This window comes from Acidihalobacter sp., assembly GCF_037381185.1.
In the GTDB taxonomy this organism is placed as follows: Bacteria; Pseudomonadota; Gammaproteobacteria; order DSM-5130; family Acidihalobacteraceae; genus Acidihalobacter_A.
Genome location: NZ_JARRQY010000013.1, coordinates 45,861 through 57,407, shown reverse-complemented (window position 1 = coordinate 57,407; position 11,547 = coordinate 45,861). Strand labels below are relative to the sequence as shown.

Here is an 11,547-nt window from a genome sequence, read left to right as displayed (position 1 = left end):
TATCTCGCCACGGCCAGCGTCGAGTACGATCACCATCTGTACAGCGACTTCTACTGGGCCGCGTTCTACGACGCCGGCAACGCCTTCAACGCCCTGCCTCTGGATCCGCACCGCGGCGTCGGCCTGGGTCTGCGCTGGCATTCGCCGCTGGGCCCGATCCGCCTCGACATCGCCCATCCGCTCGACAGTGAAGGCAACTACATCCGCCTGCACGTCAGCATGGGTACCGCGCTGTGATCCGCCGCCTGCTCACCCGCCTGCTGTACGCACTGCTGGCGCTTTTCGTCGTCGCCAGCGCGGCGCTCTACGCCGTGGTCGGAACCGCGCCGGGCACCCGCTGGCTGATCGACATCGTCATACAGGCCGGCAAACTACCGCTGCAACTCCAGCGCAGCCGGGGCAGCCTGCTCGGCGGCCTGGACCTATACGGCATCGCGTGGCAAGACGCTTCGGCTAGCTTGCGCATCGCGCATGCCAGCCTGCGCTGGCGCCCGCTCGACCTGCTCGCCGGAAGAGTACATCTGAACGAAGTGACCGCCTCGCACATAGCGCTGATCCTGCCCGAGAATCAAACCAAACAGCCCCAAACCGGCGCCGCCGATCCGAGCATCGACCTACCGCTGGGCGTGACCCTCGCAAGCTTCGGTCTTCGCGACCTCATCGTGGTGCGCGGTTCGCAGGCATGGCGGATCGGCACCATCCGTGGCCACGCCCGCCTGCAGGGGCGACAGCTCCATATCGGTGCACTGCACGTCCTGACGCCGCAAGGCAGCCTGCAGTTCGTCGGCGGCGCCGAGCTGGCGCCGCCCTATACGGGTGAACTGCGCCTCGCCTGGAACTGGCGGCTGCCCGACGGCACCCGGCTCGCCGGCCAGGGCAGCCTGTCCGGCAACATCGATCGCGTCGACCTCATGCAGCGCCTCACGGCCCCCTTTGCCGCGCAACTCCACGGCCATGTCGCACCCCGTACCCAGAGCGCCGATCTGACGCTCACATGGCAGCACGCACACTGGCCCCTTCAGGGTTCCGGCCGCTGGCGCAGCCCGCAGGGCACACTGCAGCTCAAAGGCTTGGCGGAGGCCTACGCGGCGTCCCTGCAGGCAAGGCTGGAGGGATCCAGCCTGCCCACTGCCGACCTCGCACTGGAGGGCAACGGCGACCGTCATCATTTCCAACTCAACAAGCTGTTGCTCAAGACCCTAGACGGTGAGGTCGACGGCAAGGGCTCCGTGTCCTGGTCGCCCGGAGTCAGCTGGACCACCAGCCTGCACGGCACCGGCATCACCCCCGGCGCATACTGGCGAGACTGGCCGGAGCGACTTGGATTCGAACTGAGCGCCGAGGGCAGTGCCAACAGCGCCAACGTGGAGCTGAAGCGACTCGACGGCACACTGCGCGCCCTGCCTTTCCAGGCCTCAGCCTCCGCCGCCTGGCGACAGAACATGCTGCACCTGCGCACAGCCAGCATCCAAGCCGGCGGCGGACATCTGCGGCTCAGCGGCGAAGCCGACGCTCAGCGCGGCAAAATTGTGCTCGACTTCAATCTGCCAAAGTCTGAAAACCTGGCGCCATCGCTGCACGGCAGCTTCCAGGGACAGGCCAGAATAGACGGCCCATGGAGCTGGCCGCGCATCACCGCTGCCATCCGTGGGCGGCAACTGGCCTGGAACGGGGTCAAGGCAGGCAGCGTCAAGCTCGACATCGCGCCGGCATCTGACAACAGGCTGGACGCACGCCTCACACTCGATGGAGTGCAACGCGGCAACATCGAGTTTCAGCGCATCCAGGCGCAGGCGCTCGGCACACCGGCCAACCAGCAGTTCACGCTGGACGCCACCAGTGCACGGGGCCGAATCGCTCTATCCGCCCGCGGGGGCCTCAACGACGCCGTCAAACGCTGGCACGGCAACCTGAATCGACTGGAACTTACGCCCGCCCAAGGCCCGACTTGGCAGCTCGCCGCACCTGCCGCAGTGGACATCAGCGCCCAAAACCAGCAAGTGTCCGAAAGCTGCCTTCGTCCCATCGGCAGTCCTGACGCCCGACTCTGCCTTAACCTGAATGCTGGCGAAGGAAAACTTGATGCTGCGGCCAATATTCGTGCGCTGCCGTTGACACTACTCGGAGCATTACTGCCGCCCGGCGCACATCTTGCCGGCCGGATCGACGGCACGGCCCAGTTGTCAGGTCCGCCAGATGCCTTGAACGGCCACCTGCAACTACAACTGACCAATGGCGAGCTGCTGATGCGCGACACCGGCGGCGAACAAACGCTGCATTTTGCCGTGCCCGAAGTACGGGCCACCCTGCGCAAGGGCGCACTCCAGGCTACCGCCCGAGCCGTATTCCCGCAGCAGAAGGCCAGCATCGAAGCGCAGGCCGACGTCGGCGGCGCCGACGCCAAGGGCCGACGCCCACTCTCGGGCTCGCTGCGACTCGATCTGCCGGACATCTCCGCACTGCAATCCTTCACCCCGCAATTGCACGCACTGAGCGGCTCCGCACAGGCGCAGCTCACGCTGGGCGGCACGCTCGCACAGCCGCGCATCGCCGGCACCGCTTCGCTCAACGACGCCAGCGCCGCAGTACTCGCCGCGGACATTCGCCTGCAACACGTCCAGATTAAGGCCAGACTGCCGGAAAACAGTGGCATCCTGAATTTCGATGCCAAAGCCGATTCCGGCCCCGGTTCGCTGCAGGCCAAGGGCGAGATACGCGGCCTGGACAGCGGCAAACCGAAGCTCGCCATGCAGATCAGCGGCAGCAACTTCGAAGCGGTGAACCTTCCCCAGGTTCAGGCGCTGATAAGTCCGCAGCTCCGCATCGACGCCGATCCGGCGCTGGTCAAGATCCGCGGCAAGGTCGAAGTGCCTGAAGCGAAGATCCGCGTACACCGGCTGCCCGCGAAAGCGGTCAGCGTCTCGCCGGACACGGTGGTCGTCGGGCAGGAGAAAGCTCCAAGCCACGGACCGCAGATCGATGCGGCAGTCGAACTCGTGCTCGGCGACAAGGTCGGCATCGACGCCCTGGGCCTGACCAGCACGCTGCGCGGCAACCTGCTGGTGCGCCAGCAGGGCGGCGCCTCGCCCAGCGCCGACGGCACTCTGAATATCGTCGACGGCAGCTACTCGGCATACGGACTCAAACTCACGCTGAGCCGCGGCATGCTCAACTTCGCGGGACCGGTCGACAACCCCGGTCTCGACGTCGTCGCTCAGCGCCAGACCGGCGCCGTGACCGCCAAACTGGCCGTCACCGGCACGCTCAAGTCGCCGCGCTCGGAAATCAGCGCCGATCCGCCGATGTCGCAGGCCGACGCGCTGTCCTGGCTGCTCACCGGCCACGGCATCAATGAAGGATCGCGCAGCGATGCCGCGCTACTGCTCAGGGCGGTCTACAGCATGAACGTGGCCGACAACGGCGGCGGACTCGTCAGTCAGCTCGAGCAACGTACCGGCCTGGACGAAATCAGCGTGCAGGGCGGCGACACCCTGCAGCAGAGCGCGCTGGTGCTGGGCAAGTATCTGACGCCGGACATCTACGTGCGCTACAGCACCGGACTGTTCGAGCGCATGAACACGCTCTCGCTGACCTACCGCCTCACCCATCACCTGAGCGTCGAGGCGCAATCCGGCGCCAGCCAGGCGCTCGACCTGCTCTATCAGATCGAATTCGGACAGCGCTGATCAGGGCGCAACCGTCCCCTTGCGCTCGGCGATCAGACGATATTCCTGCGGCTGGCGATGCAGCGCAAAATTGAAGATGTTCTCCTTGATTTCACGCGTGCGATCCAGATCGCAATCGGCCACGATCAGCTCATCATCCAGCGTCGAACTCATGGCGACGATCTCGCCGGTCGGGGCGATGATGCAGCTCTGCCCCAGCAGCTCACAACCTTCCTCACGCCCGGCCTTGGCCACCGCCACCACCCAGGTGCCGTTCTGGTAGGCGCCGGCCTGCATGCACAGATGGTTGTGAAACCCCTGCAGATGGTCGTGCTCGGGCACGGGGGGATAATGGATCGGCGTGTTGTAACCGAGCATCATCAGCTCCATGCCCTTGAGCGCGAGCACACGATAGGTCTCCGGCCAACGCCGGTCGTTGCACAACGCCATGCCGAGCACACCGCCGAAGGCCCGCCAGGTGCCGAAGCCCAGGTCCCCGGGTTCGAAATAGCGCTTCTCCAGATGCTGGAAGGCGCGCCACGGCTCGTTCTCCGAATGCCCCGGCAGATGGATCTTGCGGTACTTGCCGACGATGCCACCGCCCGCATCGACCAGGATCGCGGTATTGAAGTGGCGCACACGGCCAGCCTGCTCGACCCGCTCGGCATAGCCCAGATAGAAGCCGATACCCAGTTCGCGCGCCGTATCGAACAGCGGCTGCGTCTCGGGCCCCGGCATTTCGGTCTCGAAGTAGGCATCGACGTCCGCCTGATCCTGCATGTACCAGCGCGGGAAGAACGTGGTCAAAGCCAGCTCCGGAAACACGACCAGGTCGCAGCCGCGCGCTTTGGCCTTGCGCATCAAGCTCAGCAGCCGCTGAACGACCTCGCCACGCGTTTCCTCACGACTGATCGGCCCCAGCTGGGCCGCACCGACCGTCAGCATCCGACTCATATGCCCTCCCTGCCGGCACCGGCAACAGGCTCGACCAGTTCAAGCACCGTGTGCAGCAGCACGTTGGCGCCGGCCTCGATGTCCTCGGAACATGTGTACTCGCGCACGTTGTGGCTGATGCCGCCGGCGCTGGGCACGAACACCATCCCCGCCGGACACATGCGCGCCATGATCTGGGCATCGTGCCCGGCACCGCTGGGCAGACGTCGCACACTGTGGCCCAGGGTGCGCGCGACGCGCTCGACGCGGTCAACCATCTCGGCCTGGAACACCACCGGCTCGAAGCGCGCCAACGCGCGATGGCTTACCTGCAAACCCTCTGCGGCGGCAATCTCGTCGACAAAGGCAAACAGGCGGCGTTCGGCTTCGCGCAGCCTTTCGGCATCCGTGTTGCGCAGATCGACGGTGAAGCGCGCCTGGTTGGGAATCACGTTGACCAGATTGGGCTTGAGTTCCAGCGAACCCACCGTGGCGACCTGATCGCCGCCGAATTCCACCGCCAACTCGCGCACGAAGGCAATCACGCGCCCGGCGAGCAAGCCGGCGTCGTGGCGCAAACGGGTCGGCGTGGTGCCAGCGTGGTTGGAGACGCCGGTCGCGGTGAACTCGGTCCACGAGATGCCCTGCACGCCTTCCACCGCACCGATGGTTACGCCCTCGATGTCGAGCACCGGCCCCTGCTCCACATGCAATTCCATATAGGCGTGCACCGGGTTGGCCGCAGCACCCACGGGCGCTGCGCCGGCATAGCCGATGCGTTGCAATTCGTCGCCGAGCGGCGCGCCGTCGATGCCGCGGGTGGCCAGCGCCTCGTCCAGCGGCAGATCTCCCTGAAAAACCAGGCTGCCCATCATATCGGGCGCGAACCGTGCACCTTCCTCGTTGGTGAAGAAGGCCACCGCCAGCGGCCGGCGCGTCTCCACCCCGGCATCGATCAACGTTTCAACGACCTCCAGCCCGGCGAGCACGCCCAGATTTCCGTCGTAGAGCCCTCCGGTGCGCACGGTGTCGATGTGCGAACCGATCATCACCGGAGGCCCGGCCTCGCTTCCGGCGCGCACGCCGACCACGTTGCCGATGCCGTCGATACGCACCTCCAGGCCAAGCTCGCGCATCCAGCCGACCACCAGATCACGCCCGTCGCGGTCCGCATCGGTCAACGCCAGGCGGCAAACGCCGCCTCCTTCGAGGCCACCGACCTGCCCCAGGCGCTCCAGGCGCGCGTCCAGCCGCCGCCCGTCCACCCGCAGTTCGTCGCTCATGCCACCCTCCTCACCTCGTCGGCGCTCCGGCCGACGATCCGTGCGTACATGTCCGGATCGGTATCGCCTTCGCTGCCGATCAGCAGAACCCGGCTTTGCGGCCCCAGCTCCAGAGCGGCCGCCAACTCGGGGCGCTCCAGCGCGAGCAGCAAGCCGGCCATTCCGGCCACCGCCGATTCGCCTGCAACGAACGGTGCATCGCCACCGACGCCGTCGGCGAGCAGGCGCATGCAGATTTCCGCCAGCGCATCGGGAATGGAGAGAAAATCGCTGACGCCCTCGTCGAGCACTTCCCAGGCCAGCACCGAGACTTCGCCGCAGGCGAGGCCGGCCATGATGGTCTCCAGATCGCCATGCACCACCGCCGGCTCACCGGCCCGCGCACTCTCCAGCAGGCAGGCTGCACGCTCGGGCTCGACCACCACCACGCGCGGGCGGCGCTCACCGAGGCGCAGCCAGGTGTGAGCACAGACCGCGGCGGCCAGTCCGCCAACGCCGCCCTGGATGAACACATGGGTGGGCAACGCGTCGTCCGGCAACTGCTGCAGCGCCTCCTCGACCATTACCGCGTAGCCCTGCATCACATCGCGCGGCACGTCCGTATACCCGGGATACGAGGTATCGGACACCACGAAACGGCCCAGCACGCGGGCATCCTTGTCGGCGCGGCGCACGGCATCGTCGTAGTTGCCCCGCACCCGCACGACCTCGGCGCCGTAGCGCGCGATGGCCGCACTTCGCGCCTCGCTGACCGTCGCGTGTATGTAAATGACGCAGCGGCAGCCGAACTGCTGCGCGCCCCAGGCCACGGACCGCCCATGATTGCCGTCGGTCGCGCAGGTCACCGTGATGTTCGCGACCTCGTCACGATATTTTCCGGCCAGCAGGTCGCTGGCGGTAACGCCCTTGTGGCCGAGACACTCGAGCTGACCGAGCAGCAGCCGCAGCACCGCATATGCTCCACCCAGCGCCTTGAAACTGCCGAGCCCAAAGCGTGCGGCCTCGTCCTTGTACCAGATGCGTTCGATACCGGCCGCCGTCGCCAGACCGCGCAGATCGCGCAGCGGCGTGGGCGCATAGCCGGGCCAGCTGCGAATCTCGGTCCAGGCCTTCGCGAAGGCCGCGTCGTTCAGCACGGCTAACTGGCGCAAGCCGATCACGCCGTCGGACACGCGCGGATTGGACACGTGATCGAAGTTTATGTCCTTGGAAACCAAACCCATTGCCGTCTCTTTCCTGCACTGTGCGCAGCCGCCGCAGCCCCCAGGCTGCGGCGGCGTCATGCGCTTAATTACTTGATTTCAGCCTGCTTGATCGCGGCCATGAACTGGTTCAGCAGCGCCTCGCCGGGCTTGCCGAACTTTTCCACGATGACCTTGCGCACCGCCGGCTGGCTGGCGTCGCGGAACTCGGCCAGTTGCGCCGCAGTCGGGCTGTAGACCTCCATGTGCTTCTTGAGCAGCGGCATGCCGCGATCCGATGCCTCGATCGCCATCGCCACGCCCCAGCCGGCAATCACCGCCGCCTGTGCGGCGTTGCGCACCACGCGCTGCTGTTCAGGCGTCAGCTTGGCGAAAGCCTGCTTGTTCATGACCCAGACATAGGGGGCGAACAGGTGCTGACTCAGGGTCAGGTACTTCTGCACCTGGTACAGCTTGGCAAAGGAGATGATCGGCACCGGATTCATCTGACCGTCGGCCACGCCCGTCTGCAAGGCGGTGTACACGCCGGACCAGGGGATGTTCACCGGCTGCGCGCCGAGAGAGGCGACCAGCGCCTTCTGCGTCTCCAGGCTCATGGTGCGGATCTTCAGCCCCTTCATGTCGGCCGGAGAATGCACGGGATGCTTGGAGTTGGTGAAATCGAAGAAGCCGCCGGAGTTGCCGAAGCCGAGCACCATCAGGCCGGTCTTGCCCTCGATATCCTTGGCCAGCGTCTTGCCGAACGGGCCGTTGAACACGTCGAAAGCGGTATTGATGCTCGGAAACGCGAACGGCATGTCGACCACGCCGATCATCGGACAGGCCGACGCCATTCCGCCCTCGGACATGATCGAGGACTGGATCACGCCGGAACGCACCTGCTGCATCACGTCACTCTGGCTGCCGAGCTGGCCGTTGGGGAACAGTTCGACCTTCACTTCGCCGTTGGTGCCGGTTTCCACCAGGTTCTTGAACACCGAGGCCATCGCGCCGGCCGGATTGTTGAACGGATCGTCGTTGTTGAGATGCGCCAGCTTGATGACCGTAGCGGCGAACGCGGACGTCGGTCCGAGCGCCAAGGCCAGCACGGCGGCCGACAGGACTTTGTACAACGGTTTCATTGCTACTTACCTCCAGGGTAACGGATCAGAATCCGAACAATCGCGGCAGGAACAGCGTCAGATCGCTCCAATACGCCACGACCAACAGGGCCAGAACCTCGACCACAATGAATGGCCACAGAGCAGCGCTGATGCGCTCGACACGCTCTCCCGTGACCGAAGACAAGACGAACAGACAGGCGCCGACCGGCGGCGTCATCAACGAAATGTTCAGTGCCAGCACGATCATCACGCCGGCCTGCACCGGATCCATGCCGATGTTCAGCGTCAGCGGTGCCAGCACCGGCGCGAGAATGATCAGCGCGGCGTTGATATCAATGAACATGCCGACGAACAGGAGCAGCCCCAGGATCAGCAGGATCACCACCTGCGGGTTGTGCGAGATGCCCAGAAACGAGGTGGCGATCGCCTGCGGAATCTGGTTGAAGGCCATCCACCAGCTCAGGATCGAGGCCGAGGCGATGATCAGGAACACCACGCCGGTCACGCGCGCCGTGCGCACCAGCATGTCCACCAGATCGCGCAGCGTGATCCTGCGGTACACCAGACCACCGACCACCAGTGCGTAAAGCACTGCGATCGCCGCCGCCTCGGTGGGCGTGACGATGCCGCCGAGAATCCCGCCGAGGATGATCACCGGCATGAAGATCGCCAGCACGCTGGAGCGGAAGCTGCGCACTATGTGCAGCAGGCTGGGGCCGCGCTCGCCCTTGGGCAGGCGCAGACGGCGCGAGAATGCCGCGATCACGCCCATGCACAGCAGGGCGATGATCAGGCCGGGGATGATCCCGGCGGCGAACAGACCCGCGATGGACACCCCCATCATCGAACCGTAGATGACCATCAGATTGGACGGCGGAATCGTCGGCCCGACGATCGACCCCGCCGCGGTCACCGCGCAGGCGAAGGGGCGGCTGTAGCCCTTGCGCACCATTGCCGGCACCAGGGTGTTGCCGAAGGTCGCGGCATCCGAGGTGGCCGCGCCGGTCATGCCGGCAAACAGCACCGAAGCGACGATATTGGAATGGGCCAGGCCGCCGCGCAGATATCCGACCAGGGCATCGGCGAAGTCGATCAGACGCTCGGTGATGCCCGAGCGATTCATGATCTCGCCCGCCAGGATGAAAAACGGCATCGCCATGAAGGTGAACAGATTCAGGCCGCCGAAGAAACGCTGCGGCGCCATGCCCATGAAATTGAGGCCGCCGAGCTGCAGCAGGCCGGCCATGCCCGCCACGCCGAGCACAATGCCGACCGGCACACCCAGCAGCATCAGGCCGAAGAAGACGATCGCGACCAGCGTCATGCCTCGCCTCCCATCGGCTGCGCGGGCAGGCTGTCGTCATGAACGAGGTAGTCGCGGATCAACACCACGGCCATCTGCACCAGCGACAGCAGCGCCGCGACCGGAACGGACAGAAACGGCACCATCATCGAGACACCGCCGAACAGCGGCGTGTACTGCTGCCCGCCGCTAAGCGTCATGCCGACGCCGAACACCGCCAGCGCGGCGAAGAAGGCCAGGCCGATCAGGTCGATGACGATACGCAGTGCGTACATCGCACGGGGAGGCAAGCGTCCGAGCAGCAATTCCACGCCGATGTGTTCGCGCCGGTACACGCCGACCGACACGGCGAGCAGAGCCGCCCAGATCATCACATAGCGCGCGACCTCACCACTCCAGGTCTCGCCGGTATGCAGGATATAGCGGGCCAACACGCCGTACCACACGATGCCGACCATGGCCGCGACCAGGGCCGCGCACACCCATTCGACCACCCGGTTGAGGCCGCCCCCCAGCCGTACTGCGCCTTGCAGCCCTGATTGCCATGCCGTGCGTTGAACCATAGTGCCCCCAAAACGCTCGCATGAACCGATTTGAAACTATAATTTCAATAATTGCAACTATTAATACTTAAGTTTCAGTGTTGGCAAAAACCCCTTAGCATGCTTACGTATATTGAAGAGGCACGAGCGAACAGCGCATGAAAAGCGAAAATGAATCCCAGGATCTGGAAAGTCGCATCCGCGAGCATTACGAACGGCTCCCCCCTGCCGAGAAGCGGCTCGGAAACCTGCTGCTCAACTTTCCGGGCGACATCGCCACCTACTCGGCCACCGAACTGGCCGGCATGGCCGGCACATCCAAGGCCGCCGCCACCCGCCTGTTTCGCAGACTCGGCTACAGCGATTTCAACGAGGTCCGCCACAGCGTCAGAGCCGCACAGCGCTGGGGCTCGCCGGTCTACCTGACCAGTCAAACACCGCCGCAATCACGCAGCCGCCTCATCGCCGAACACCTCGCGCGCGAATCGGAGAACCTCTCACGCACCCTGGAAGGCTTGCGCCCTGACGCGGTGCGCGAGATAGGCAAGACGCTGAGCAAGGCGCAGCACGTCTTCGTCGCAGGCTTCCGCAACAGCCATTTCCTGGCCCAGTATCTGTACCGGCAACTGGCGCTGATGCGCTCCGATATCAGACTGATACCGGCACCGGGACAAACGCTCGGTGAGGACCTGGTGGACATAGGGGAACACGACCTGCTGGTGATCGTTGGGCTGCGCAGGCGCATCGACCTCACGCTGCGCCTGATGGAGGTCGCCCGGAAACGCGGTGCACGCATCCTGCTCATCGCCGACCCCTCCGCCGTCGCGGCCGCCAAGCTCGCCACCTGGACGGTCACCTGCGAGGTTCGGAGCATCTCTCCGTTCGATTCCTACGTCGCGGCGATGAGCATCATCAACCTCGTCTGCGCCCTGCTGTTCCGCGATACGAGCACGGACGCGCAGCAACGCCTGCAAGAGATTGAGACCTTGCACGAGGCCCTGGAGGAACTGGACTCATCGGCCCCGCTGCAGTTCCCCCTGCCACCGGACACCTGAGTGATACGCTATTGATCCGGCAGTCAAATAGTGGCCGGATCAATAGTGTTTCGCTGCGTGCCGCATCACGTCTCGATCAGCGAGTAGAACTAATGTCCGAACATCACGATACAAACCGCAGAAGAAAGATCGCGGACCGACTGACAACGCTGCAAATCTGGCTAATGATCGCTGGTTTAGCGGCGCTGGGTTTTTATGCCGCATCCGCAGCGAAGCTGTACACCAACACCGGCCTCGGCATCAGCGTGCTGTTCGCCGGCATAGGGCTTCTCTGTTTGGCGTGGTTGGTGAAGATGGCCGTACGAATAACGCTGCGCCTTCCATGGCATGGGCGCATCAAGCGTTATGCGGAAGAGGAAAGGCGCGCCCAGCGCGAGTACCTGGAGCAGCTTGAAAAAGAGCTGGAGCAGGCTGAAAAGGAGTTGAACAGGGAACAGGGACGAGGAGACTAGAACCCATAC

10 protein-coding genes are annotated in these 11,547 nt (G+C 64.9%); 4 read left to right on the top strand and 6 right to left on the bottom strand.

What is annotated here, in order from left to right:
• Both P8014_RS06795 and P8014_RS06790 read left to right on the top strand, forming a co-directional pair.
• A partial coding sequence (locus P8014_RS06795) for a BamA/TamA family outer membrane protein (RefSeq protein WP_337816557.1) occupies positions 1 to 237 on the top strand: 237 nt, incomplete at its 5' end.
• A complete protein-coding gene (locus tag P8014_RS06790; protein WP_337816556.1) occupies positions 234 to 3,686 on the top strand; it encodes a translocation/assembly module TamB domain-containing protein in 3,453 nt (1,150 codons plus the stop codon). The genes P8014_RS06795 and P8014_RS06790, both read left to right, overlap by 4 nt.
• Here the strand turns inward: P8014_RS06790 and P8014_RS06785 are convergent, their stop codons facing one another.
• From P8014_RS06785 to P8014_RS06760, 6 genes are all read right to left on the bottom strand, one after another.
• Positions 3,687 to 4,619, bottom strand: coding sequence for an N-carbamoyl-D-amino-acid hydrolase (locus tag P8014_RS06785; RefSeq protein ID WP_337816555.1), 933 nt, complete (start codon positions 4,617 to 4,619; stop codon positions 3,687 to 3,689). It lies immediately after the preceding gene.
• Complete coding sequence (locus tag P8014_RS06780) at positions 4,616 to 5,881, bottom strand: Zn-dependent hydrolase (protein ID WP_337816554.1); 1,266 nt, start codon at positions 5,879 to 5,881, stop codon at positions 4,616 to 4,618. The genes P8014_RS06785 and P8014_RS06780 overlap by 4 nt, the downstream gene beginning before the upstream one ends.
• The gene (locus P8014_RS06775) at positions 5,878 to 7,104 is read right to left on the bottom strand and encodes a diaminopropionate ammonia-lyase (protein WP_337816553.1); all 1,227 of its coding nucleotides are present in this window, start codon (positions 7,102 to 7,104) and stop codon (positions 5,878 to 5,880) included. The genes P8014_RS06780 and P8014_RS06775 overlap by 4 nt, the downstream gene beginning before the upstream one ends.
• A gap of 68 nt (positions 7,105 to 7,172) precedes the next feature.
• A complete protein-coding gene (locus tag P8014_RS06770) occupies positions 7,173 to 8,204 on the bottom strand; it encodes a DctP family TRAP transporter solute-binding subunit (RefSeq protein ID WP_337816552.1) in 1,032 nt (343 codons plus the stop codon).
• Between the two features lie 25 nt (positions 8,205 to 8,229).
• Positions 8,230 to 9,510, bottom strand: coding sequence for a TRAP transporter large permease (locus tag P8014_RS06765; RefSeq protein WP_337816551.1), 1,281 nt, complete (start codon positions 9,508 to 9,510; stop codon positions 8,230 to 8,232).
• A complete protein-coding gene (locus P8014_RS06760) occupies positions 9,507 to 10,052 on the bottom strand; it encodes a TRAP transporter small permease (RefSeq protein ID WP_337816550.1) in 546 nt (181 codons plus the stop codon). The genes P8014_RS06765 and P8014_RS06760 overlap by 4 nt, the downstream gene beginning before the upstream one ends.
• A gap of 137 nt (positions 10,053 to 10,189) precedes the next feature.
• Here P8014_RS06760 and P8014_RS06755 point away from each other — a divergent pair, with 137 nt between their 5' ends.
• A complete protein-coding gene (locus tag P8014_RS06755) occupies positions 10,190 to 11,086 on the top strand; it encodes a MurR/RpiR family transcriptional regulator (protein ID WP_337816549.1) in 897 nt (298 codons plus the stop codon).
• Positions 11,087 to 11,178: 92 nt separating this feature from the next.
• Complete coding sequence (locus P8014_RS06750) at positions 11,179 to 11,538, top strand: hypothetical protein (protein ID WP_337816548.1); 360 nt, start codon at positions 11,179 to 11,181, stop codon at positions 11,536 to 11,538.
• The last annotated feature ends 9 nt before the right edge of the window (positions 11,539 to 11,547 follow it).